Origin of the sequence: Ochrobactrum sp. EDr1-4 (assembly GCF_049199085.1) — a bacterium.
Lineage (GTDB): Bacteria > Pseudomonadota > Alphaproteobacteria > Rhizobiales > Rhizobiaceae > Brucella.
Window position 1 is genome coordinate 25905 of sequence record NZ_JBLZOF010000015.1, and the last position, 25757, is coordinate 51661.

Genomic DNA, 25757 nt, shown 5'->3' on the forward strand with positions numbered 1-25757 from the left:
ACCTCGCGGATCTTTTCAATGTCTTCTCTTTTCATGAATTTTCCGATCGCATGCGATCGCTCCTCATTTTGTCTCCCCGCATGATTGGCGTGACATTTCCCGGCCGCCGCGAAGAGCAGAGTGGGCAAGGGCGCGGGAAGCAAGGTGCAAATTTGCACCGGCCGCGGCGAAGCTTCCCTTGCCGCCAACAGGTCGCCAGCGTCATCCGGAACGGTAGTTGCTGGCTCAATGAGCCGGCCAGGGATTGAACTCATGCACGGTATCGCGGTCGTCGCTCGCGTCGATCTCGTCTGAGGGCAGGACGCCGTATTTGTCGTCGCTTTCGATGACGGTGACAGGGACCATAAGGTCGCGGCAAAGCTGGAAGGCGAGAGGCGGGGCGAGAACGAGATCGTGCGACATGTTGAGAGGCTCAATCGGGAGCGGGCCAATCCCGCTCGATGGCACCAGGAAGGCCGGGGGCAGTGCGCGATGGCCACGCCGGCGCAGCCAAGTGTCCGCAGCTTGCCTGGCAGACCCTTTATGGTTGATCGTGGAATATCCGGACCTGGGCCAGGACACCATCACAAAAGAGCGGAATTGGCCTGCTTCCTCTTGGTGCCGTCAGGGCATAGGTTTTGCTCGATCTTCCTCCCTTTTGGGAACCTCCTGCCAATTAACTCCCAATCCATTGAGGGCGGCTACTGACCATAATTTGTACTCAAATTTTGGATAGCTTGTGATTGACCAGAATTTGTATATAATCCTTGGACATAGGAGTGAATTATGCCTGATCCGACGTCAGATACACTTGAGCAAGTTTACGCGCGGATTGCCGCCGGAGCCCCTTCAGGCGTATGGTCTCGTGGCGACTTCCTTGATCTGGCCAGCCCGTACGCAATTGAGAAGGCGCTACAGCGACTGACTAATCGAGGTGATATACGCAGGCCGCATCGCGGCCTTTATGACAAACCCTCGATCAGCAAGCTCACAGGAAAGCTGGTTCCCCCACCCCGTGCCTCCTTCGTAGATGCGATTGCCCGCCGGGACAAACTTCGAGTCCTCGTTGATGGAATGACTGCAGCCAACGACCTTGGCCTAACGACAGCTGCTCCTGCACGATCGACCATACACGCGGACACATACCCTCGAATGATTGAGATTGATGCGACCGCAGGGGGTACCCAAGAAGGTACCCCAGTTATCTACAGGCTCGACTTCAAGAGAGCTTCGGCAAAAGCCGCGTTCTGGGCCGGCCGGCCAGCAATGCGCATCGTTCAAGCGTTGGCTTGGTTGCGCGACGATCGCAGCAGCCTTGAACCTGCGATAAATGGAATTATCCAGAAACTAAGAAATAGCCAAAGCCGGCAAGCGATCTCGGATGATCTCCGCTCGAACCTCGCTGCTATACCGGCATGGATGTATCCCGCTGCGCAAGAGATCGCTGACGCTTTGGCGCCGAACGGTAACCGTAACGGACAAGAAAAGACCACAGATGCAGACCACATTCATTGAAGTTCTTCGATCGAGCCCTGATGAACGGCGTGCGCTCTATGCGGCGGCAGCGGCCGGCCTCCAGACACGTGCAGAGAATGTCGAAAAAGATCTTTATGTCTGCTGGATACTGGATTTCTTATTCAATCAGCGAGAAGGCGACCCGGTCAACCTCTACTTAAGAGACCATTTTAAAACCATCGCCGCCATGCGGTCTTATGTGCAAGTGCCATGGTCTAACCTCAATTTGTCCGGTCGATCTTTCCGCGCTTTTCCCGCAAGTGTTTGCCGAAGCGCGTAAGAAGAATTTTCATGAATGGGCCGCTGAAATTGCCGCGCGGGGTCTGGTTCGGATCGAAATAGTAAGACCGTTCCAACACATCATAATTATATTCACTGACTGTAATCCAACCGGGTTTATAATCAGCAAGTCCTGCACGGCGAAGCTCAAGCGCCGGAATTTCGATTGCATCCTGATCGCCTTGGGGCGGTTTTGTCGAAATAGGCAGGATGATCAAATGTGTTATGCCCTGCGCTTCATCCTTTATGACCATGGAGAGACAAGCCGTACGGGACTTTTCGGCATTAACTTGTCCTTCCTTTGCGTGTCTGCTCCAAAGATATTCATAATTGACGATCTGACCGGCTTTAAACTTATCTCTCATGCCGATTCGTCCGGTGTGCTTGCCAGATAATCGTCAATTTCGCTCAAGAGCATTTCAGCCATATCGGGCGGCGTCTCGCTCGTCGTGTAAACCTTGCGGGGATCTTCTGCGTTTTTGGTCATGCGGTTATAAAATTCGGCCGGCACGACAACCACGGATGCCCTGCCGTGACGTGTCAAGGTTATAGGTTCTCGCATGGCTTCGTCATGGTATCGTCCGAAGTGGCGAACAAATTCAGCAGTTGAGACTTTTTTTTCGCTCATGGGTTTGAGCCTCGCAAATAAAAATAACAGAGTTTCTGTAAATTACAGAATTTCGACAAAAAGTCAAGTTTTTCTGTTCAGTAAGACTCGTCATGATCTTTTGAAATGATGAGTCCCGATGTTCTTTTCTGGTTTTTGCCCTGCCTCTTCCAGCATGGAAATAATAGCCCCATGTTTTAATCCGACAATTTCGCAACCTTTGTCGCGGGCTTCCTCGACAAGCGATCCAGCGTGGGAAATTCCTCAAGAAATGTTCCAAGCCAGATTTCGGGTTCTTCAAAATCGTCATCCTCGGCAATAAAGCATTGCAGGAAGAACGTGCGCAATCGCTTAGACTAATTCTTGGTTCCAGAAATGACGTCATCAACATTCTCAGCAAACATACTAATCTCAGCAAGTGTCCTCAATTGCAATTTGGGACCATCATATGCCTCGAAGAGATCATGATGCCCTTTGAAACTGGATGAAGAGGTACGGTGGCGATATTCACTTACCCACTCGATAAGGGTTCTGTTGCAAACTTTTCATGTCTGATGATCCGTGCAAGGGATTGTGTCTTTTGCAGATGGAAGCGAGGCATTGATCATGGTCGATTTCAAGGGGATGCATTTTCCTAAAAGTGTCATCCTGTATGCCATGTTCTTTTACGTTTGTTACCCAGTTTCCTATCGTGATCTTCAGGAAATAATGGCTGAACGCGGCATAGAGATTGACCATACAACATTGAACCGCTGGGTTGTTAAATACTCGCCGCAGATTGCGGCTCAGACACTCAGACGCAAACGCCCAACACTTGGCTCGTGGCGTGTGATGAGACCTATATAAAGGTTAAAGGGAAATGGACATACCTGTATCAAGCTGGCCAAACCTTGGATTTCATGCTCTCTGAGCGCAGAAACCTCGGCGCTGCACGACGTTTCTTTAGAAAAACCATCTTAAGCAATGGTATTCCGAACAAGGTTGTCGTTGATAACAGCGGAGCCAATTTGGCTGGCGCACAGGCTATAAACAGTATCCTCAAAATCACGGGTACGGGCAAGCTGATTGAAATCCTACAGGTCAAATACCTCAACAACATTCTTGAACAGGATCATCGTTTCATCAAGCGGATCACCAAACACATGTTAGGCTTCAAAGCGTTTCATTCAGCCTCAGCTACAATCGCTGGCATCGACGTCGCTCATATGATCCGCAAGAAGCAATTCGCCGACGACAATTGTTCGCCATTCGAAGTCTTTGCGAAGCTCGCTGCATAACTGTGTCCAGAGATAAGGCCGCTTATAAACACTCAAAAATTTGCAAAAGAACCAGAACACACCATAAAGGATGGCACTTTTAGGAAAATGAGCCCCTTTGAAATCAATCGCCATTCCTCTCTACCTCACGGCATCATCCATAGTGACCAGCGCTTAACGCAACAAATCGAAAAATTTTGCGACAAAGCCATTGCGCGCTCCATCCTTCTCCCTCCAGTCGTGAGCTCGCAAGGCTTTCGTCAATTTCTTCTGAACGAGCCGCTGACGCGTGCCCGCTCATAAGCGCTAAGATGCCCTATCATAACATCAACGCCAAGCTTGATGGACGATTATTCACGCTTATAACCATTCTTGCATCTAGTGCTTTTCTGATGCGCTTTAAGTGTACAAAGCCGCACACGATGTAAGATTATATCCATATCAAAGTTGCAGCTGCCAAATGGGTGTCGGGCATGTTTCAGCACACCCGCATGCCATTCGGCGCTATCCGTTCCGAAGCGCTTAATCTGATTTCTCAATTAGAGTATTTAGTTCTCGTGTGTGATTGATGATTTAAGTTATCCATAACCAGACGCCTGGCTTCATGATTAGATCGCAGTTTGTCGCAAAGATGCGTTTTGGTTCATCCCTGCAGCTTCATGAGTCGGAAGATGACCATACAAATAATTCGTCTATTCAATCCGGCAGTCGCTGTCTGCGCCAATCTGTTGCATCAACGAAGCGACCGCGGCCTCCAATTGCGGGTCTTTATGAATACCGTAGGTGTTTGGATCAAAAGGCACCACAATATCGGGTGTGATAACTTCGTTTTCGTATTTTCGCCCATCGACATGGCGGTAAGGCATGACGGGAAAATTATATTGCAGCCCTGGAAGCACTTTACTATTAACGGCAATCACTGATGTGCCAGTATTAAGCAGCACGTCACCTATAAGTTTACCTATCTTTTGATCTTGATAAGCCTGCGGGAAGATCGATCCATCCGAATAACTGAAACTGTCAACCAGCACAGCGCTCGGCCACAACCAGACATTATCTGGTCCCAAATCCCAGGCGCGGCCATCGACACCATAACTGAAGGCTGGCTTGCCATTTAAGAAAGTAATCAATTCGCGGGAAAGATTGCCACCATTATTTGAACGCACATCAATGAGCGCAGCTTTCGCAAGTCCCCGCTGTGACGTCAAATTTCCAATCAATGACAGGTAGTTATCATTATCCATGGAATATAGCGGTTGATAGACAACGCACTGTCGCGATAGTTCACTTACCATCGCACTGCGCTTATCACTCAGATTTTTACTGGCCAATATCAGCTCATCAAACCAACCTATTGGCTTCACTTCAATGAAACGCTCTTTATCTGTTGTGCCATCTGCAAGACCAACGACGACTTGTCTTCCCGCATTTATGTCCAGCAAACGTGCAATTCCACCTGCTTCCGGGATCGCCTGCCCGTTGATAGAGGTTATAATATCACCAGCACCAACATGAAGGTTCTGCTGATCCATTGGACCGCCAGGCAGGATCGCAGCAATCTTTCGCCCTGCTCCGGTATATGCATCATCCAGATAAATGCCCAATGCATCATTCTGGGTGCCCATGCCAATCAGTGCAGAATTAGGCTGGGTGATTCCAGTGAACAGATGGGAGGCGGATAATTCCCCAAACATAGACGCAATCAATCGCTCAAGATCGCGGTGACCGGCAATGGAAGGCAAATAGGCACGATATTTATCGCCTATTTTCTTCCAATCACGATTTTCGTGTGCAGCATCATAGTAACGATCATTCACATCTGCCCAGGCTTGTTCAAAGGTTGCAACAAGGGCCGCATCTTCATCACGCGTGAAGAGGATGTCGAGCGGAATTTCGAGCCGCAGCGCTGGATCGTTAATGGAGGAGCGAATGATCTGATTGGCTGTTTTCACATCAACGGCCTGTAGAGCAGCATTATACCGGATGAATTGCACTTGCTCCTGATCGGGAACTGGAATTTGAGCCACTTCTTCCAACTCACCGTTATCGAGACTAATCAATCTGACAGAAAGCTGTTGATCGTCCGTAAAAATGGCAAGCAGGTTTTTCCCGTCCGGCGACGTCGTCAACACTTCTGGGCCAGGTAAATTGCTCGTCAGCCGGCCCTCAAGCATATTGCTGCGCTGACGATCCGCTACGTAGCGCGTGATCTCCACTTCTGGCAGCTGATCTGCCTGGTCATCGGAGTTGTTTTGATCCTTGAGAGCACCGAAATAATCTTGTCGCGCCTGAGTTGACAAAAATACGCGGTACAAATCCAGATTAGAACCGTGATGATGGTTATTGGCGGTACGGTTCGTATAAAGGGTCGTATAGCCGATTAACTGTGTTCCATCAGCACTCCAGAAACCACCATAAAAATTGGGCACTTTTACCGATAGCGGCTGCATTGGCCCACTTCCATCAGCAGGTGCAATCGCGACGCGGTTCAGCACAGAACCGTCAATGCTGCGCCATTGCACCAATAAGTCTTTTGAAGTCGGTGACCAGCTAAAATCACCGCGTTTATCGAAATAATCTGAGTTATAATCTGCTGGACGGTAAAGCGTGGCAACATCGCCTGACGCCAAATCCAGAACCTTAACCTCCCGGCGATCAGACCAAAAAGCCAGCTTGCTACCATCTGGTGAAAACTTGGGGTCGAGCGCATTGCTATTATCAGAAACTACAAGAGGAACTTCCTGATGAGACAGACCGAGTTTGCCGCTCTGCTGATCCTCCGACAGATCAATGCCGTAGATGCCCCATTTGTTATTGCGCATTGCAGCATAGACCAAAATCCGGCCATCCGGAGAGAAAGCAATGTCCCGCTCCTCTCCGGGCGTATTCGTTAGCTGTCGATAGTTTCCTTTGAGGTCAATCAGAAAGACATCTGTGTTGGCAATCACTGCAAAATGTTTGCCATCCGGGGAGGACTGGAAATCCTGGCTGGTTGAAGCTTTATAATTGGGGAGACGGTGCATCCCCTGTTCCAGAGTGTTGATCTCAATTTCTTCCGGCTTTTCAGCACCTGATGCGAGTGTTTGCACCTGACCATTCAATAAAAACGCTATTGTACCGTCATCGGCGACAGACAAATCGCGGACTGGTGTGTCTTCGAAATGCGTCAGCTGGGTTTCAGCACCAGTTTTCCAATCAAGCTTCCAGACATTAAGCCAACCCGACGCTTCAGACAGGTAGTAAAGCGACTGACCATCGGCACTCCAATGCGGGTCAAACCTGTCCGTTCCGTCTACATCGAAGATACGATTGTATTTGTGGGTTGTAGGCTCATAAAACCAGAGTTGACGCGCATTCGCTGCCACACGGTGCTGGCGTTCCTGCGGGTCGTTTGAAGGATCATAACTATAAACGAGCTTTGTCCGATCCGGGCTCCAACGGGCCTGGCGGGCCAAATTCGGAAGAACAAGCCGTTCCCGGCCGCTTTGCGTATCGACGGCATAGAGCTGCGGCTTCCAGCTCTGCGCCGCCTGGACGCTGCGTTTTGCATCGCCTAACCTGACAGCTGTGAAAAGCACACTCTTGCCATCAGGTGAAAAGCTGGTCGGAACCTCTTTTGCCGACGAGTAAGTCATGCGTTGCAGTTTTCCCGAGAAGTCAGCAACATAGACATCATCATCGCCATTCACATCAGAGGCAAAGGCCAGTCGTTTGGAATCCGGAGCCCATACAACACTATGACTATATGCATCAGCAGGTGAAACCGGAAAGGCCAGTCCGCCATCATTGTCCGTCAAAAAAATCTGACCGCGATGTGTAAACGCGATCAGTTTTCCGTCTGGTGAAAGTGCCGGGTTTTGAATCCAGCGTGCTGGCTCGCCAGTAAAATCAGCTTTTCCCTGACCTGTAGCAAGGCCCATCAGTGAGAGCGATAGTGTTACAATTCCGAGCCAGCACTTCATCGCCAGATGCACTCCGTCAGAACTTCATTCTTAGATTAGCATTCACGCCATTTTGCGTGACACCCGATCCGAACTGTCCCTGATAAGAGACATTCAACAAAGCAGATTTGCTCAGTTCAAAATCGAAACCACCCGAAACCAACGCGGTATCTTTCCCAATGCTGGTTCCTCCAATGACAAAGCCATCAGATCCGGCAAAGCTTGCAAATGAGTTTGATCTGTCATCACCAAAAGCATGTCGCCATCCAAGATCTGCCCGTGCTTTGACGGGAATAACCTTCTCATTCAAAGTGGCTGTCGCACGGAAGCCAAGCGTCGAAAGCGTGGTGTTCATCGAGTTTTCGTCGACGTTCAGCCCTGCTCCCTGAGTGCTCGTTTCTGAAAATGCATCTGTTTTCAGTCGGACATAAGCAAGGTTTGCGTATGGCTCGAAGCTCGCCTTTTGAGTGACTGGAAGCTTATAGCCCAATTCCCCAAACACCTGGAAACTGCCAGCATCATAGCTTGATGACAGACGGTCATCGAAGCCAGCAAATGCAATTGCGCGCTTCATCTCAATGTTGTGCCATGTATAGGACAGGCCCGAGCGGAATGCGACAACGCCGTGTGCCACAGGTATTTCCGTACCAGCATAAGTGCCGATTGTGTAATCATCACTTGTGCCCGAAGACATCCGCTCATTGAGACGGAAGTTTGTCTGGCTGTAGCTGGCCAGCACGCCGAGACGCCAGTTGTCAAAAACCTGCGCATCTATGCCGGAGACGAAACCGCCAATGCTGGATTTCGAGCGTGCTGCATTGCCATCACCAGACAGGTTCGTCCAACCGCCAAAGCCGTGCCCCCAAATGGTTGGCAAACGCCCATTTTCTGAAGACTGGCTACCTTCAGCAGATGCCGACGCGAAAGCCTGCGACAGATTGTTATAAACCGCTGAACGCGTATAGGCACTGTTGTTGATAAATGTCGACTGGATCGACGCATAAGCTTCGCCAGAGAGTTGATCATAAGCCTGTCGGGCATCTTGCTGTGTCAAAAACAGGATATGATCGTAGAGCGTGCCGCCGCTTCCCTGACTTTCCAATGCTACAGCCGTTGAGAACTGATTTTGGCTGTTTGCAACATCGGCAAACGCAACATCTGAGCGGCTTGTATCGAGAAAGACATTGTTGGCATCATAATCAAGCGCGAAATCGATAAAGCGCGCATCCTGAACATATGAACCAGCGATCTCGCCATAACTGCCGTTTACGCCGCCCGTTGCACTGAGCAAAACAGAACGCGATGAGGCCTGTGCGCCAGAAGAAAATCCTTTGTGCACCAGTTCGAGCGAACTGCCATCCTTAAGATCAGCGGCTCCATCGACAACAATCTGATCAACACCAGCATCTGGCCCGTTTCCTGCAATGAGATCCGCCAGATAGGTTGATCCCGCTTGCTGCGTGAATGTTCCATTAACAGTGAGCGTGCCAATCGCATTTTCTGGGTTGAATGCACTGCCCGGCGCAACGTTACCACCGTCAAACAAGGTCAATTCGCCAACAGCGCCAAGTCCGGCAATCGTGCCTTCTTCAGACACATCTGTCGGTGAAGTGATGCTGCCATTCACCTCAAGAACGCCACCAACAATACTGGTTCCACCCTGATAGCTATTATTGCCATCGAGAACGAGAATACCTTCGCCACGCTTGGTCAGATCGCCACTGCCCGAGATTGAGTTTGACCAGATCGAAGAATAGCCTTGCGTATCGACATCGAAAACGCCGGTATAGCGAAATGCCATAGGGCCATCGACAGCAGCACCGAGATTCAACAACCCCTGACCGAACTTCGCTTTGTCTTCAAAACCTTCTTTGGTCGCTGTTGTGAGGATTGTTTCAATCGTCTGACGCGCGTTCAGATAAGGAAATGCTGATCGCACCACGGCTGCAGCGCCTGCAACATGCGGCGATGCCATCGAGGTACCATGCGAATATTTATATTCCTGATTGTCAATCGTCGGGTCACCTGCTGGCCAGGTTGAGTAGATGCCTTTTGGATCACCTAGTCTCGTCATCGCCCCACCGGGGGCCGCCAAACACCATTCTGCCGCCTCGCCACATTCATTGCTGTAAGGGGCCATTTTCCCGTCTGGCCCCACCGAAACAACAGCAATAAGGGACCCCTTGAGATCAGAGAAATCCATGTCGTCGAAATCGGGATCTGCCGGATCCAAAAATGTATACGTTGACGCATCATCGAAATCGAAATCAGGAGCGTCGGTGTCGATAAACCTGATGTTTCCGTCGCGGATGAAATCCGGTGTAATAAGTGGAAACATGCCATTTCCAGCAGGAATAGACGTGGCATAGCCCGGCTGATCGCGGCGGCTATTGCCCGCAGCAAAGACCATGACCACGTCATTGTCAGCCGCATATTTCAGCGCTTCATATGTTTGCTCCAAATAAACCGGATCGCTATAAACGGGTTGATAGTCGAGAACCTGATAATTTGGATTGAGCTCATCATCAACTTTTGGATATGGGCCGATATTAGGGCCATAACTGCCATTTAGAACCTGAGCACCATGGTCAGCAGCATAAACAATAGCTTCATTTTCTGGAAGGAATCCGGGGTTTCTGCCGCCGACTTCAATGGCGCTTAGCGGCATGATTGTTGCATCATAAGCAACACCTTGCATGCCAAATCCGTTTCGCCCGGCACCGATAGTCCCGGCGACATGAACGCCATGCCCGTTCAGCGAGCCATCAGGTTTACGCAGAGGAAAAACATCATCGGCCGCCGGATTGCTACCAAAATTGTACAAAAACGGTGAAACACGTCCGGCAAATTCGGGATGATTAACATCGAACCCGGAATCGACAACCGCAACGACCACACCCTTGCCCGCGAAGCCTTTCTGATAGGCCGGCAGGGCGTTGATCATATCAAGCCCCCAATTGGCGTAATATTCTGCATCAGCAAGATTTTCGGAGGCTTGCGGCACATTTTGTGCAAAAGCAAAATTTGGCGTCATAAGCGCCGTTGATAGCAGCAGAAATTTCAATCCACTCTTAAAAGAAAACATGCCCGCCCCATAAAACTCGACAAATCAAATACCCTCTGAAAAGAGGGCCCCAAAATATAATATTACTCAATAAGAATAAGTAATCCCTGAAATTGGTGATAACGGTATCAATGATTGATTGAATACATACCAGCCATGACGACCCTGGAAAACTCATCGCGTCTTTCCGTCATCCCAATGCGAGCGATCAGATCCTCAGTGGTCGGCCCTAACCACGTTGATGACTATCCGGAAGATTTCTTGAAGTTGTCCGCGGACAACCTGGTCATTTCAGACCAGATAGAAAGGATGAAACAAAGAGGAGCGGACCTTGATCTCGCCTTCCCCTTGCATCATCGTGGTATAGTTAATCATTTGTAAAATGTTTACGAATCGGGCTTACTATAAACTGCGCAGTTATTGAAAAACGCCAATCATTTGCGAAGTTGAAAGCCGAGAATGTTAACAAGTCATCACCCGCTTAGCGAACAAGAACATCTTCCAACGATGTTGTCCGCGGATTCACTTGAACTGTCACGCCAACTTCAATTGCATCAGCAAAAGATTTTCCCGCCTACAGCGCAAAAAACCATTCGCCAGTTCACCCCAGCAGAAGCTGCCAGCTTCATTGGGATAGGTGAGGGATATCTCCGGCAGGTTGCCGCCGACGGGTTTGGACCTGAGCCGCAGGCCAATGGTCGCCGCATGTATACGCCAGACGACATGGATCGCATCCGTGCCAGTCTCGATGAAAAAAATGGCGCGCCAAAATATGCGCCAGGTCGCCGTGCGGGTGAAAAACTACAAGTCATTGCTGTCATGAACTTCAAGGGTGGTTCTGCGAAAACGACGACATCCGCCCACCTCTCCCAATTCCTTGCCCTGCGTGGATATCGCGTGCTGGCGATTGATCTTGATCCTCAGGCATCGTTGTCCGCTCTCTTTGGCCACCAGCCCGAGCTGGACGTCGGAGAGGGTGATACGCTTTATGGCGCAATTCGCTATGAAGACCCGCGCCCGATCACGGAAATCGTTCGTGCGACCTACACACCGAACTTGCATGTCATTCCTGGCAATCTTGAGTTGATGGAGTTCGAACACGAAACACCAAGGGCGATCACAGCGGGTCGCGCTGAAACTATGTTCTTTGCCAGGATCGGCGAGGTAATCGCTGATGTCGAGAGCCTCTATGATATCGTCATCATTGATTGTCCACCACAGCTTGGCTTTCTGACCATGTCTGCGCTCTGCGCTGCAACCGGTGTTCTGATCACAGTACATCCGCAGATGCTTGACGTTATGTCGATGAGCCAGTTCCTTGCAATGACCAGTGAGTTGATGTCCGTGGTTGAACGGGCTGGGGGCAGAACCAGCTATGACTGGATGCGCTATCTGGTGACCCGCTACGAACCCAATGACGGACCACAAAGCCAGATGACAGGCTTCATGCGGGCTATATTCGGCAACCGCATGCTACAGAACCCGATGTTGAAATCCACCGCAATCTCCGATGCGGGGGTCACCAAGCAGACACTGTATGAAGTGGAGCGGTCTCAATTCATTCGCGGCACTTACGACCGTGCGATGGATTCTCTGAATGCTGTGAACAGCGAAGTTGAAGAGCTGCTGAGATCCACCTGGGGAAGGAAATAAGCCATGGCGAGAAAAAACCTTATAGAAGTCTCCCGGGAGAATGACGAGGCTACCAACCACGGATCAAATACAGACCTCACCCATTCCCGCCCTCTGGCAGGGTTTGTTCCCGCAGCGCGGACAACACCAGTTGGTGGAATTTCGAAGTCGCTGGGTAACATCACACACAAAGTCGAACGCGCCGATGCACTTGAGAAGCAGCTCGCCGAGGGACAGATCGTTGTCGAGCTCGATCCGTCGCTCATTGAGAACTCATTCGTATCTGACAGACTGAGCATTGACCCGGAGCAACTTTTTGAACTGGTTGCGCAGATCCGTGATAACGGCCAGCTCGTCCCAATTTTGGTGCGCCCGCATCCCGAGAAGGCTCAGCGCTTTCAGGTTGCCTTCGGTCACAGACGACTGGCGGCAGCGCGTGAACTCGGTATCAAAGTTCGGGCAGTTGTTCGATCACTGACTGACGAACAGCTCGTGGTTAATCAGGGGCAAGAGAATAACGCGCGCGCCAATTTATCGTACATCGAACGTGCAATCTTTGCAGCACGCCTGGAAGATCGTGGTTTCAGCCGCGAGGTGGCCATGGCAGCACTGGGCATTGATAAAGCAGCAATCTCAAAAATGCTTTCAGTGGTCCGGGCGACAGGTCATGAACTGATTGAAAAAATTGGCTCAGCTCCTGAAGTCGGCCGGCGGCGCTGGCTGGAACTCTCAGAAAAACTCGATAGCAGCCAGGTCGATACACTTTTGGCTGAGTTGTCCGCGGACAACCTGGCGCATTCAAGCAGTGAGGATAGATTCCAGTTTGTTACAGACTTCCTCAAGCACAACAAACCAGCATTTAAGTCCACCCCTCAGCCAGCCAACAAACAGCTGCCAAAATCCTGGAACTCTACCGATAACGCGGTTCAGTTTACAATGAGCAAAAAAGCCCGAAGGATTGCTATTGAGCTATCCAACACAAATGCTGCGGCTTTTGGTGAGTGGATATCGAACCATCTTGATCGTCTGTACGAAGAGTACCAGACATCGGAAGAAACAGAAACTGGAGATTAACCCGCAAAAGAAAAAGCCCCCACAAACGTCAGTCTGCGAAGGCCATTTCGTTTTTCTGTAGCAAGATACGAATCGCATTTCTCGGAATCAGTGTCAAGAGTCATTGGCGTCAATTTGGCGGGTAAATTTCTTTTGCCTTTCGAAAGGTAGAAGAAAATGCAAGTTCTGGAGACTTTAACGGCTGCGGTTCGCAGTCGAATGGTTTCGCGCGCGCCGTCTCAGCAGACCAGCGCGGGGATTAAGAAATGGGAATTGTATAAGAACCTGTGCGTTGCCAAGTCTGTGTATGGGCTTAATGATCGTTGTCTGACAGTGCTAAACTCACTGCTGTCATTTCTGGCTGATGAGGTTATAACCACAAGATCCAAACTCGTGGTTTTTCCTTCCAATAAGCAGATTGCCATCCGTGCGCATATGATGCCTGAATCCACGCTCAGACGGCATCTGACCTCGCTGATCGAGGCTGGCATCATTACGCGCAAAGACAGCCCCAATGGCAAGCGGTATGCGCATAAAAATGGCGCGGGGGAGATCGCACTTGCTTTCGGCTTTGACTTCACGCCCTTTTTTGCAAGAGCCTTGGAAATCAAGCAAGCCTCAGATCACATTCAGGATGACATGCGTGCGGTGAAGCGGTTACGCGATGAGGTCTCTGTCTTACGCAGGGCATTAGCCGAAACCTTTGGCGAGACGCGTGAAATGACGACCGAAGGTCTATTTACGCAATTTCGGAACGTTGTTGATAGCATTCCACGGCGGGCATCGCTTGCTGAATTGACCACAATAAAGATGGCTCTGGAAGCACTGACATCGGAATTGGCTATCACGCTGAAAAATAATGATAATGTAGAGAATGTAAGCGCCAATGATGCTCAATATGAGCGGCATCATAGAGAGTCACTTTCAGAATCCCTTTTAAAAGAAAAGATTGAATTTTCAGATTTGAAAGAGACTGCATCAAACACTTCGGATCAAAAGCCAGCTATTTCAAAAGCAGAAGCGATATCATTAGATTTGGTTCTCAGAGTCTGTCCGGATATCAGTGCTTATGCAACCTCTGGCATCAGGACCTGGCGGGATCTGGTGGATGCCAGCCGCGTTGTCTCGTCGTTCCTCGGGATTTCTCATGCCGCTTATATCGATGCAATCCGCACCTTTGGCCTTGAAACAGCATCCGCTGCGATTGCCGCTATTCTGCAGAAGGCAGGTGAGATTGCCTCTCCCGGAGGATATTTGCGGTCTCTGGTGCAGAAGGCGAAGGGAGGTGGGTTCTCAGTTGCTGAGATGATGATCAGCGGGCTTAAAGCCATGAAACCTGGATATCCATGAAGTCTGACTATTGGATAAAGTGGGTTGTAACAATGATAGTCTCTGCAAGGTGAGTATGTAGGCGCAAAACAGCTCGGAATGATGCGGAGTTCTCAACTGAGAACTTGCCTCGTCGCCCGCACCTTACTTCAGGCGTATGACAGGGCATCAATGATGCTGTTTCCGGTCTGTCGCACCAAGCTGGTGCGTTGAGGAAAAAACTTTGTGACGGCAATGCAATTGTCGATCTTGATAAAGAAACCGTTGAAGCGTTTTTTGTATCTGGACGACTTCAAGACGACATCTCAACCAGCCTTAACGCGTTATTTGAAGGTATTCGAGAAAATGGCCAAACTGTTCCTATAGTGATGCGTCCGCATTCAGACAAAACAGTCCGTTATCAGTTGGCATACGGGAACGGCGCATTGCAGTTCTCAATCAACGGGGATTAACGGTATTCATAAGACAGTCGTTCTTCAATTCAGTTTTATATTCACGTTTTTCGTTTGCGTGAGAGCATTGGGCCATATTCGAGAACATAGAGACCGAAGGCGAGCATCCATAGCAATGCTGAGCCTGCGAGGAATGTATGGAAGAAGTTCGGCATCATTTCTGCAAATGGGCGAGTAAGTCCCGCAAGAATAATGCAGAGATAGGCAATTTGTGTCGTTGGAGTTGCCGTTAATGGTCTGCCTGTATGTCCGCGTGTGGCTCGCGTCATGACGGCTAACATCATGCAACCGATAACACCCACCGTCATGATGTGAAGTGCGGAAAATGGATTGAGATGGCCAAGCGCTGAACAAGCGATCGCAATGTAACCAAGAGGTACAAAGGCATAGGCAATGTGCAAAACAAGCAAAAGCTTTTCGCGCGCCACACTCCAGCCCCGCCAACGATAGAGCCGGATTGTATGAAGAACTGCAGTGATGATAGCGAGAATAGCAGTGACTGAAGATTCAGGCATCGCCACCCAGGCAATGCAGGTCGCTGCTCCCACAATTATGCACAAGCCGTCATAGCGGTTAAACGAGGTTGGAAACTGCGTTAATCCGGCTTTGTTGAGCCAGTTGCGGGTGAAGCTTGGAATGATGCGACCACCAATCAGCATGATCAGAAGCACATAGGCACTGACCCCAATACGGTTTGCCATCGCCACATCACCACCACTGAGTGCAAGATAGTGAAAAGTGATATTAGCGAGCGTAACGACAGCTACAGCAATCAGAACTTTAAGGTTTTTCCATTGACGACCTGCAACGATTTCACGCGCGCAGATGAAAAGAAGTAAGGGCAGGAAGAGGCTCTCAATGGTAACCGCGACATAGATATTCGTTATGTCTGGATTGAGAAACACCAGCCGACCGACAAACCATGCTCCGAATAGCAGAGCGAGTGGCATGCCGGAAACGGGTAATCTGCCGGTCCAGTTGGGCACCGCAGTCAGCAAAAAGCCAGCAAGAACTGCGGAAGAAAAACCGAACACCATTTCATGAGCATGCCAGTTGAGCGCGCCATAGGCACCGCCGACCGAAAGGCCTATGGTGAGCGAGAATATCCAGAGCAGCATGGCCAGAACTGCCCAGATGGCTCCACCCAGAAAAAATGGGCGGAAGCCGTAGCTGAAAATTGCGGGTCCGGTCTTTTTAACCCCCCGCGCAATTGCGCCGCGTCGTTCGGAGGGCATCGCTGCGGGGGTGGCCAGCAGGCCTTCCTGTCTTGTCATAATATCCTCGTCACCTGACCAATATCTGCAATCTCCAACAGTCTGTTACTGTGCGCTGGCGATTGCTTTCTCGAGCCGTGCCTGCACTGGTTTTGGCTTCCTGGCTGCAACGATCTGTTCCAGGTTTGAAGGGTTGTCGCCGACAACCAGCAGAGCCACCATGCCCATGGCATAATGCGGTGTGCATTTAACGAAATAGGCGCCGGGTTCTGTGACGTTCAGTGTGTAATTTTCATTGATCTTACTTTTGAAAGCTTCAGCGCCTTCGGGGATCATTCCTTTGATCGACTCGACATTGTGGCCCTTGTCAGTGGGAATAAACGTGATCGTGTCGCCGGGATTGGCCTTAATGTAAGAAGGCTCGAAAACCATGGCGCCGTCTGCGCCTTTGTTGAGCATATGGACTTCGATATTTTCAGCCATAACGGGGGCCACCATCATCAGGCTAAGGGCCGCTGCGGCGAAGGAAATAGCACATTTACGCATTTTGTTAATCTCCAAAGCTGGCCTGGACAGTTCCATAAAGATGCCATTCACCAGTGCGAAGAAAATTTAGAATGCGTTTCGGTCGCGCTCTTTGATTGGGATCAAACAGATTTCAATAGTGGAGAGAAAAGATCAGAAATCGCTGGTCGCTATGTGTTTCAGCCGCTTGAGTTCGCGCATAAGCAGACAGCTTAGATTTTGTCGAAATCCAGAAAGTTGCCGGTCACATCATAGACTGCGTGATTGGGGCTGGATCGCTAAGCTCTGCAGTTGCTGTAGGATTGAGTAACAGCGGGTCATATTCTGCGGGAATGGTGCTTGCGGTGACATCGTTCCGAACACGTGGACATTAGCCACGCCTTCAATTGATGTTATGCTTTGTGCAGATGAGACCTTGTCCTGCCATCAGCGTGTTTTTTTGCTTGCTGCGAACAGGATCAGAAGCTCGACTTTATTGAAGAGCGAGGCAAATATTTCTCTTTGGCCGCAACGGTTACTGAGCCATCAATCTTGTGCGCGCAGTCGATAGCCGACGCCTGTTTCCGTCAGAATATAATGCGGCTGATCGGGAGATTTCTCGATTTTCTGGCGCAGCTGACGGACATAGATGCGCAAATATTGCACATCGGCCGCCGGTCCCCACACATGGCTCAAAATATATTGATGCGTCAGCACCTTGCCGGCGTGCTGAACAAGCAAACGCAGGATTTCATATTCCTTGGGCGAGAGCTTTATCTCCGCCTCATCAAGCTTCACGATGCGCCTGACGAGATCGACCGATAAACCATCGCTTTGGAAAACCGGCTTCTCGCCCTGCTGATGCAGTTTATGGCGCAGTGCCACCCGCGTTCGTGCCGCCAGCTCCTTCATGCCAAAAGGCTTGGCTACATAATCGTCCGCACCGGTTTCAAGTGCGCGCACAATGCCTGCCTCATCGGTACGGCTTGAAAGGATGAGGACTGGCAGCGTTAGTCCCCGTTTCCGCCACAGACCCAGAAGTTCGTGGCCGTCCGTATCGGGCAAGCCAAGGTCGAGCAGAACGAGATCGGGCTTTTCGCTCTCAAGCAACAGGTCTGCTTCACGCGCATTGGCCGCTTCAATGATCGTATAGCCTTCGGTCGTAAGCCCCACCCGCAGCAATTTGCGAATGGGTGGCTCGTCATCGACGACCAGAATTTTCGGCTTTGGATCGTTCATGAGTTCCTGTCTATCTCTTGAAGCGGCAGCGGTATGGTTATCGTAAAACGGGCGCCGGAACCCTCAGCCCGGTTTCCGGCCCGAATAGTTCCGCCCATTGCTTCTGTGAAGCCGCGGGCAATGGAAAGGCCCAAGCCCGTTCCTGCCTGTACGTGATCACCCTTGCGAACGCGATAGAATGTATCGAAAATCCGTTCAAGATCGATATCGGGAATACCGGGACCATGATCGCTGATTTCAAGCACCACATGACCACGCACGACATGCGCTTCAAGCGCGATTTCTGATCCCTGCGGCGCATATTTTGCGGCATTATCAAGAAGATTGAACAATACTTGCTCAAACAAGACCGCATCAAGCCGCAGCATGGGAAGATCGGCTGCGACCGCCACCTGAAGCCTGTGATGCGCGAGAATCTTGACCGCGCGATGCAGCGCTGCTCCCACAATATCGCCGAGATAATGTAGCGACAGATTGGGTTCCATGGCACCTGATTCAATGCGTGTCATATCAAGCAGATTGGCGATGAAGCGGTTCAGCCGTTCGGATTGCTCGACAATGGTCGATAGCAATTCGGTGCGGTCGCTCTCGGGCAGCGAAACGGAATAGTCGCGCAATGTGGTGGCGGCCCCCATGATGCCCGCAAGTGGTGTTTTAAGATCGTGCGATATGGAGGTGAGAAGCGCCGAGCGGAGCTTGTCTGCCTCTGCTGCAAGCCTGGCGCGTTCAACATCGCCCACAAGCTGCACACGCTCGATGGCAATGGCCGCCTGATCACTGAGCGCTTCAAAAAGTCTCTGCTGTTGAGGTGTCAGGATTGGCCCCTGCCGATCATTATCGAGCCCGATCACGCCGACGGACGTGCGCGCCGTCTTGAGCGGCAGATAAAGCCGCCTGGCACCGGGCAGCGTATCCGCTCCCCGACCGGCTGGCAGTTCATGTTCCCAAGCCCAGTGCGCTGCAGCAATATCGGCATCGACAAGACTGTCATCGGGCGGGTAACCCGCGCGAACTGCAATGCTTTCACCTTCGGGAAGCAGGATGACAACGCGCACTTTCAGCATGGAGGCGATCTGAAAGGCGGTTGCCCAGAGCACATCATCGAGTGAACCTGTTCCCGCCAGCTTCTTGCTGAAAAGATAAAGATCCTCGGTCATGTTTGCGCGCTGCCGTGCCGCTGCTGCCTGACGCTGCACGCGGCTTGCCAGATTACTGGCGACAAAGCTGACAAGCAGAAAGAACGAAAGCGCCACCACGCTTTCTGGGTCTGCGATAGACAGCGTGTAGAGCGGCGAGAGGAAGAAGAAGTTATAGGCAAAAGCGCTTAACACCGACACGAACAGCGCTGGCCAAAGACCGAGCGTGACCGCAACGCCAAGAACGCCCACAACGAAAACCAGAGCGATGCTTCGCACATCCAAAAACTGGTCGAGCAGAAGCCCGACACCAAGCGCGCATGCCGTGACCAGTGAGGCGGCGAGATAAGGCTTGATGTTGAAGGCGCTCGGTTGACTTGCGGTTTTGACACCACGCGTCGTCCCCGCCTTGTCGCGGTCGGCAGTCGAGGTGATATGAACATCGATCGCGCCTGAATGGCGGATAAGATCATGCCCGACAGAGCCTTCGATTGCCTCGCGCCAGCGCGACTTTGCCGATTTTCCGGCCACGATATGCGTGTAATTATGGGTTGAGGCGTAACGCACCAGATCTTCGGCAATATTCTGGCCGGGAATAATCACGGTTTCGCCGCCAAGCCTTTCGGCAAGGCGCATGGTTGCCGAAATCCGGTCCTTTGCTTCATCGGACAGATTGACTGAGCGCGGTGTTTCAATGTGAATGGCAGCCCAGGGCGCCCGCATCCGATCGGCAAGCCGTCGCGCATAGCGCACCAATGAAGCACTGCTTGTGCGCTGGTCGATGGCAACCAGAACACGATCACCCGCAGCCCATGGCCCTTCAATGGCATGTGCCCGCATATGGGTCAGCAATTGCTCGTCAACCCGCTGCGCGGTGCGGCGAAGTGCAAGTTCGCGCAGGGCAGTCAGATTGCCGGGAGAAAAATAGTTGCGGATCGCACGCCTGGCGGTTTTCGGCAGATAGATCTTGCCCTGGTCAAGCCGCTTAATGAGATCGTCCGGCGTGAGATCAATCAGCTCGATATCATCGGCCCGGTCGATAATACTGTCGGGCACGGTTTCGCGCACGCGGATGCGGGTAATCTGCGCCACCACATCATTGAGACTTTCGACATGCTGAATATTGAGCGTGGTATAAACATCGATCCCGCGCGCCAGAATTTCTTCGACATCCTGATAGCGCTTGGGATGACGGCTGCCCGGTGCATTGGTGTGGGCCAGCTCATCCACCAGAAGGAGTTGCGGCTGCCTTTTGAGGATGGCATCGATATCCATCTCATCGAGCTGGTGACCATGATATGACACCGGCTTGCGGTCGATGATTTCAAGCCCATCGACAAGCGCTTCCGTTTCCTGTCGCCCATGCGTCTCGACAATGCCGATCACCACATCAATGCCGTCGGCTTTGCGCGCACGTCCCGACATCAGCATTTCAAAGGTCTTGCCGACGCCGGGTGCTGCTCCCAGAAATATCTTGAGACGGCCGCGCGTTTCGCGCTCTGCCTGTTCAAGCAGCGCATCGGGGGAAGGCCTCATATCGCCATGGCGAAGATCGTCCGATACCAAGCGTTGTTCCTCAAAATGAGAAGGCAGCGGGCAAGCCCGCCGGTAGAGCGGTTTCATCTTTAGCAGAATCGTTGAAACCGCTCTATTTCTTTGTTTTCACGCATTATCCAACACAAAACCGCGATGCACTTATGCTGGAAATGCTTTGATCTACTCTAGTTAATCCCGGTTCTGTCCAGAACAAGATTGAGCTTGAGCACATTGACGACCGGCTCACCAAGGAAACCAAGCTCGCGCTGCTCGATCTGCTGTTCGACGATGCCGCGAAGGCTCGCCTCATCAAGCCCGCGCGCTTTGGCAACGCGAGGCACCTGAAAAAGAGCAGCTTGCGGTGAGATATGCGGATCAAGCCCGCTTGCCGATGGTGTGACGAGATCCATCGGCACTTCGGCATTGGGTGTACCCTGCCGCAATGCATCGGCATCGGCTTTGATGCGTGCAATCAGTGCCGGATTGGTTGGCCCAAGATTGGAGCCACCCGAGCTTGCAGCATCATAACCTTCTTTGCCAGCCGCAGAAGGGCGGCCATGGAAATAGCGCTCGCCTGCAAATTTCTGGCCGATAAGTTCAGAACCGATCACCTTGCCGTCCTTTTCGATAAGGCTGCCATTGGCCTGTTGCGGAAAGATGGCTTGTGCAAGGCCGGTCATGCCAAGCGGATAAATCAGCCCTGTGATGACAGTAAGAGCAACGATCATGACGAGTGCTGGACGCAGTTGTTTCAACATTTTCTTGGTCCTTAAACCAGGCCGAGGGAGACGATGGCCATATCAATGGCCTTGATGCCGATGAACGGAACAATGACGCCGCCGAGGCCGTAGATCAGAAGATTGCGCGACAGCAGCGCGCCTGCGCCGACAGGCTTATAAGCAACGCCCTTCAGCGAAAGCGGGATCAGCGCGACAATGATGAGTGCGTTGAAGATGATCGCCGAGAGGATCGCGCTTTGTGGGGTCGCAAGCCCCATGATGTTGAGCGCGCCAAGCTGCGGATAAAAGGCGAGAAACATCGCGGGAATGATTGCAAAGTACTTCGCAATGTCATTGGCAATCGAGAAAGTTGTGAGTGCGCCGCGCGTCATCAGCAATTGCTTGCCGATCTCGACAATTTCAATAAGCTTGGTTGGATCGCTGTCGAGATCGACCATATTCCCGGCCTCGCGTGCGGCAACCGTACCCGTATTCATGGCAACGCCGACATCGGCCTGCGCCAGGGCTGGCGCGTCATTGGTGCCGTCGCCGCACATCGCCACAAGTTTGCCCCTGGCCTGTTCCTGCCGGATAAGCTCAAGTTTGTTTTCTGGCGTTGCCTGCGCCAGAAAATCATCGACGCCTGCTTCTGCAGCAATCGCCGCCGCCGTCATCGGATTATCGCCAGTAATCATCACTGTGCGGATACCCATGCGGCGCAATTCAGTGAAACGCTCGCGGATGCCACCCTTGACGATATCCTTGAGGTGAATGACGCCAAGCAGGCGTCCATCCTTGCTGACTGCCAAAGGCGTTCCGCCGGTTTTGGCGATTGTGTCGGCAATGGCTTGCAGTTCATGGACGGTCTTCTCATCCGATGTTGCATGTTTGAGCACGGCATCAACCGCGCCCTTGCGAATTGACGACCCGTCAACATCGACACCGCTCATCCGGCTTTGCGCCGTGAACGGCACGAAGATCGCATTCAGGCTCTGCATATCGCGGCCGCGCATGTCGTATTTTTCCTTGGCAAGAACGACGATGGAGCGGCCTTCTGGCGTTTCGTCGGCAAGCGAGGCCAATTGTGCGGCATCGGCAAGGGCCAGTTCATTCACGCCGCTAACCGGCATGAAGGCTGTGGCCTGACGATTGCCGAGCGTAATTGTGCCGGTCTTGTCGAGCAAAAGCGTGTCAACATCACCGGCAGCTTCCACCGCACGGCCAGACATCGCAAGCACATTGAAACGCACCAGACGGTCCATACCGGCGATGCCGATTGCCGACAAAAGTGCGCCGATTGTGGTCGGGATCAGGGTCACGAAGAGAGCAACCAGCACGATGACGGGAATATAACCGCCCGCATAGGAGGCAAAGCTCGGAATTGTCACCACTGCCAGAACAAAGATCAGCGTCATGCCTGCAAGCAGAATGTTGAGCGCGATTTCATTTGGCGTCTTCTGGCGTTCAGCCCCTTCGACAAGGTTGATCATCTTGTCGATGAAAGTCGAGCCCTGAGCCGCTGTGATGCGGACCTTGATCCAGTCAGAGAGAACCTGCGTACCGCCGGTGACAGCAGAGCGGTCGCCGCCCGATTCACGAATGACCGGAGCGGATTCACCTGTGATGGCTGCTTCGTTGACGGAAGCCACACCTTCGACGACTTCACCATCCGATGGAATGATGTCGCCTGCTTCAACGAGCACCACATCGCCGACCTTGAGACTTGTGCCAGCTACGGTCGTAAAGTCTTTCTGGCCTGGATCACGGAGCAGTTTGGCCTGGGTTTCCGTGCGGGTGCGGCGCAGGGATTCCGCCTGTGCCTTGCCGCGACCTTCGGCAACAGCTTCGGCAAAATTGGCAAAGAGTACCGTGAACCAAAGCCACAGCACGATCTGGAACGAAAAGCCGATATCGGTTCCGCTGGTCGCAACATCCTTCAACAGAAGAACAGTTGTAAGCATGGAGACCACAGCCACCACGAACATCACCGGATTGCGTGCAAGGCTTTTGGGATTAAGCTTGCGAAAAGCGTCACCAATGGCGGGAATGAGGATGCGCGCATCAAGGATGCTGGCCTTAACGACTTTGGCGGATTGGGACTTGCTCATAGGGAACTCCAGAAAAGCGGGCCCAGAAATTCTGCAGCAAGTACGATCATCAGCACTGCTGCGAGGATGAGGAGAATGAGGCTTGATGGGCTATGCATTAGAATGTCTGCCCGTTAATCAGCGCGAAATGTTCAGCCACAGGTCCGAGCGCCAGTGCGGGGAAGAAGATCAGACCACCCACAACGAGAATGACACCGATTAGCAGACCGACGAAAAGCGGTCCGTGGGTCGGGAATGTCCCGGCGGATTCGGGTGCTGCCTTCTTGGCAACCAGTGAGCCTGCAATTGCCAGTGCCGGAACGATGACCAGAAAGCGGCCCATCAGCATCGCAAGACCGATGGTGATATTGTACCAGGGCGTGTTGCCCGAGAGACCGCCAAAGGCCGAACCGTTATTGGCGGTGCCCGACGTATAGGCATAAAGGATTTCCGAAAAGCCATGCGGCCCCGGATTGGCAATCGAGCTTAGACCTGCCGGAATGACTGTGGCGATTGCCGTAAAGCCAAGGATCGAAAGCGGCAGGCAGAGAACGGCGAGCATGGCCATCTTCACTTCTTTGGCCTCGATTTTCTTGCCCAGATATTCCGGTGTGCGTCCGACCATCAGACCGGCCACGAAGATTGCCACGACGACAAACAGGATGATGCCGTAGAACCCCGCGCCCACACCGCCGATAATGATTTCGCCCAGCATCATGTTGATCATGGGAATCATGCCGCCAAGCGCCATCATGCTGTCATGCATGGCAATGACTGCGCCACAGGAGGCGGCTGTCGTCACCACTGCAAATAGCGCCGACATGGTAATGCCGAAGCGGGTTTCCTTGCCTTCCATATTGCCGCCATCAATGCCAAGCGCATGGATCAGCGGATTGCCCGCAGCTTCTGCCCAATAGCAAATGGCAACACCGGCCACAAAGAGCACGCCCATTGCAGCAAAAATCGCCCAGCCCTGCTTTTCATTGCCGACCATGCGGCCAAACACATTTGTAAGGCCTGCACCGATGGCAAAGATCGCTGCCATCTGGATCATGTTCGAAATGGCATCGGGATTTTCAAATGGATGCGCGGAATTGGCATTGAAGAAGCCGCCGCCATTGGTGCCGAGCATCTTGATGGCAAGCTGAGAAGCGACCGGACCAAGCGCTATGACCTGACGCGCGCCTTCAAGCGTGGTGGCTTCGACATAAGAGCCGAGCGTCTGCGGTACACCGAGCGCCACAAAAGCGAGTGTCATGACCACACAAATGGGCAGCAGGATATAGAGCGTGCAGCGTGTGAGGTCACACCAGAAATTGCCCAGCGTCTTCATCGATTTGCGCGAGAAGGCGCGGATAAGCGCAATGGCAATGGCCACCCCCGTTGCAGCCGAAACGAAGTTTTGGACCGTAAGACCTGCCATCTGGGTGAGATAGGACATGGTGCTTTCGCCACCATAGTTCTGCCAGTTGGTGTTGGTCACAAAACTTGTGGCCGTGTTGAAGGCGAGATCGGCAGGCACATTGCTCATGCCCATCGGGTTGAAAGGCAGGGAACCTTGCGCGCGCTGCAGAAAATAAAGCAGCAGAAAGCCTGCAAGATTGAACAGCAGCATGGCAGCTGCGTAGCTCGTCCAGTGTTGCTCCTCACGCTCGCTTGTTCCTGCCAGACGATAAAGGCCCCGTTCGATGGGAACGAGGACAGGCGACAGAAACGTGCGCTCGCCATTGAAAACGCGCGTCATGTAGCTGCCAAGCGGCTTTATGAGCGCGATGATGATCCCGCAAAAGATGAGGATCTGTATCCATCCATTGATTGTCATGGTTTTTCCCAAGCCTGATTAGAGCGCGTTTCGATCTGATTGAAACAGACCCGCGCTCTAAATCTTTGGTTTAACGCGCATCGTATCCGAAATTGGCTTCCGACTTTTCGGGATGCGCTCTAGGCTCAAATCGGCTGCTTATTCAGAACCGTTCGGGACGAATGAGCGCGTAAAGAAGGTAGGCGGCAACGAAAGCCGCAACCAGGGCGCCTGCGATATATTCAATCAGCATGGCGGGTTCCTCAAAGCCTCTCGCAAAGGCGCAAATAGCCAAACAGCATTGCGAAGAAAGCGATGCCGATACCAAGAACGGCGATATCCATTGTCATTTCTACTGTGCCCGGCCTGATTACCTGTGGGCTCCCTGTTTCACAGCGGGCACTATGCTGCCGG

At 52.0% G+C, this 25757-nt stretch carries 19 protein-coding genes and 1 pseudogene; 7 read left to right on the top strand and 13 right to left on the bottom strand.

The features are described from left to right. Nucleotides 1-225 precede the first annotated feature (225 nt). Complete coding sequence (locus ACOZHT_RS23305; RefSeq protein ID WP_421566813.1) at nt 226-402, bottom strand: hypothetical protein; 177 nt, start codon at nt 400-402, stop codon at nt 226-228. A gap of 363 nt (nt 403-765) precedes the next feature. On the opposite strand from ACOZHT_RS23305, the gene ACOZHT_RS23310 reads away from it, so the two are divergent. Together ACOZHT_RS23310 and ACOZHT_RS23315 are read left to right on the top strand one after the other, a co-directional pair. Then, on the top strand, nt 766-1494 hold the full coding sequence (locus tag ACOZHT_RS23310) for a DUF6088 family protein (RefSeq protein WP_421566814.1): 729 nt from the start codon (nt 766-768) through the stop codon (nt 1492-1494). Further along, a pseudogene (locus ACOZHT_RS23315) lies at nt 1475-1657 on the top strand (nucleotidyl transferase AbiEii/AbiGii toxin family protein); the annotation flags it as partial. The gene ACOZHT_RS23310 and the pseudogene ACOZHT_RS23315, both read left to right, overlap by 20 nt. A 58-nt stretch (nt 1658-1715) precedes the next feature. Here the strand turns inward: ACOZHT_RS23315 and ACOZHT_RS23320 are convergent. Then, the gene (locus ACOZHT_RS23320; protein ID WP_421566815.1) at nt 1716-2138 is read right to left on the bottom strand and encodes a hypothetical protein; all 423 of its coding nucleotides are present in this window, start codon (nt 2136-2138) and stop codon (nt 1716-1718) included. Next, complete coding sequence (locus tag ACOZHT_RS23325; protein WP_339510385.1) at nt 2135-2401, bottom strand: type II toxin-antitoxin system prevent-host-death family antitoxin; 267 nt, start codon at nt 2399-2401, stop codon at nt 2135-2137. The genes ACOZHT_RS23320 and ACOZHT_RS23325 overlap by 4 nt, the downstream gene beginning before the upstream one ends. 585 nt (nt 2402-2986) lie before the next feature. On the opposite strand from ACOZHT_RS23325, the gene ACOZHT_RS23330 reads away from it, so the two are divergent. Next, a protein-coding gene (locus ACOZHT_RS23330; RefSeq protein WP_421566816.1) for an IS6 family transposase occupies nt 2987-3657 on the top strand; the annotation gives its coding sequence in 2 pieces (ribosomal slippage) (nt 2987-3209 and nt 3209-3657; 672 coding nt in all). 671 nt (nt 3658-4328) lie between these two features. On the opposite strand, the gene ACOZHT_RS23335 is transcribed toward ACOZHT_RS23330, so the two are convergent. Next, nucleotides 4329-7598, bottom strand: a complete 3270-nt coding sequence (locus ACOZHT_RS23335; protein ID WP_421566817.1) for a S41 family peptidase — start codon at nt 7596-7598, stop codon at nt 4329-4331. 16 nt (nt 7599-7614) lie between these two features. Then, a complete protein-coding gene (locus ACOZHT_RS23340; protein ID WP_421566818.1) occupies nt 7615-10662 on the bottom strand; it encodes an autotransporter domain-containing protein in 3048 nt (1015 codons plus the stop codon). A gap of 438 nt (nt 10663-11100) precedes the next feature. Between ACOZHT_RS23340 and repA the strand changes: the two genes are divergently transcribed. From repA to ACOZHT_RS23360, 4 genes are all read left to right on the top strand, one after another. Continuing rightward, entirely contained in the window at nt 11101-12294 is a 1194-nt protein-coding gene (repA, locus tag ACOZHT_RS23345) for a plasmid partitioning protein RepA (RefSeq protein ID WP_339510377.1), read from the top strand. Between the two features lie 3 nt (nt 12295-12297). After that, a complete protein-coding gene (gene repB, locus ACOZHT_RS23350; RefSeq protein ID WP_421566819.1) occupies nt 12298-13347 on the top strand; it encodes a plasmid partitioning protein RepB in 1050 nt (349 codons plus the stop codon). A gap of 198 nt (nt 13348-13545) precedes the next feature. After that, a complete protein-coding gene (gene repC / locus ACOZHT_RS23355; RefSeq protein WP_421566836.1) occupies nt 13546-14676 on the top strand; it encodes a plasmid replication protein RepC in 1131 nt (376 codons plus the stop codon). Between the two features lie 188 nt (nt 14677-14864). After that, nucleotides 14865-15107, top strand: a complete 243-nt coding sequence (locus tag ACOZHT_RS23360) for a hypothetical protein (RefSeq protein ID WP_421566820.1) — start codon at nt 14865-14867, stop codon at nt 15105-15107. 41 nt (nt 15108-15148) lie between these two features. Here the strand turns inward: ACOZHT_RS23360 and ACOZHT_RS23365 are convergent, their stop codons facing one another. The 8 genes from ACOZHT_RS23365 to kdpF form a co-directional block, all read right to left on the bottom strand. Continuing rightward, complete coding sequence (locus ACOZHT_RS23365) at nt 15149-16381, bottom strand: NnrS family protein (RefSeq protein ID WP_421566821.1); 1233 nt, start codon at nt 16379-16381, stop codon at nt 15149-15151. Between the two features lie 45 nt (nt 16382-16426). Continuing rightward, nucleotides 16427-16867 (bottom strand): pseudoazurin, encoded by a 441-nt coding sequence (locus tag ACOZHT_RS23370; protein ID WP_421566822.1) that lies wholly within the window; start codon nt 16865-16867, stop codon nt 16427-16429. A gap of 504 nt (nt 16868-17371) precedes the next feature. Then, nucleotides 17372-18064: a response regulator transcription factor gene (locus tag ACOZHT_RS23375; protein WP_421566823.1), complete on the bottom strand. Its 693-nt coding sequence runs from the start codon at nt 18062-18064 to the stop codon at nt 17372-17374. Next, a complete protein-coding gene (locus tag ACOZHT_RS23380; RefSeq protein ID WP_421566838.1) occupies nt 18061-20736 on the bottom strand; it encodes a DUF4118 domain-containing protein in 2676 nt (891 codons plus the stop codon). The genes ACOZHT_RS23375 and ACOZHT_RS23380 overlap by 4 nt, the downstream gene beginning before the upstream one ends. A 185-nt stretch (nt 20737-20921) precedes the next feature. Further along, nucleotides 20922-21494 (bottom strand): potassium-transporting ATPase subunit KdpC, encoded by a 573-nt coding sequence (gene kdpC / locus ACOZHT_RS23385; RefSeq protein WP_421566824.1) that lies wholly within the window; start codon nt 21492-21494, stop codon nt 20922-20924. Between the two features lie 11 nt (nt 21495-21505). Next, the gene (gene kdpB / locus ACOZHT_RS23390; RefSeq protein WP_421566825.1) at nt 21506-23563 is read right to left on the bottom strand and encodes a potassium-transporting ATPase subunit KdpB; all 2058 of its coding nucleotides are present in this window, start codon (nt 23561-23563) and stop codon (nt 21506-21508) included. A gap of 97 nt (nt 23564-23660) precedes the next feature. Next, nucleotides 23661-25364: a potassium-transporting ATPase subunit KdpA gene (gene kdpA, locus ACOZHT_RS23395; RefSeq protein WP_421566826.1), complete on the bottom strand. Its 1704-nt coding sequence runs from the start codon at nt 25362-25364 to the stop codon at nt 23661-23663. Between the two features lie 142 nt (nt 25365-25506). Continuing rightward, nucleotides 25507-25596, bottom strand: coding sequence for a K(+)-transporting ATPase subunit F (kdpF, locus tag ACOZHT_RS23400; protein ID WP_036567035.1), 90 nt, complete (start codon nt 25594-25596; stop codon nt 25507-25509). Nucleotides 25597-25757: the final 161 nt, after the last annotated feature.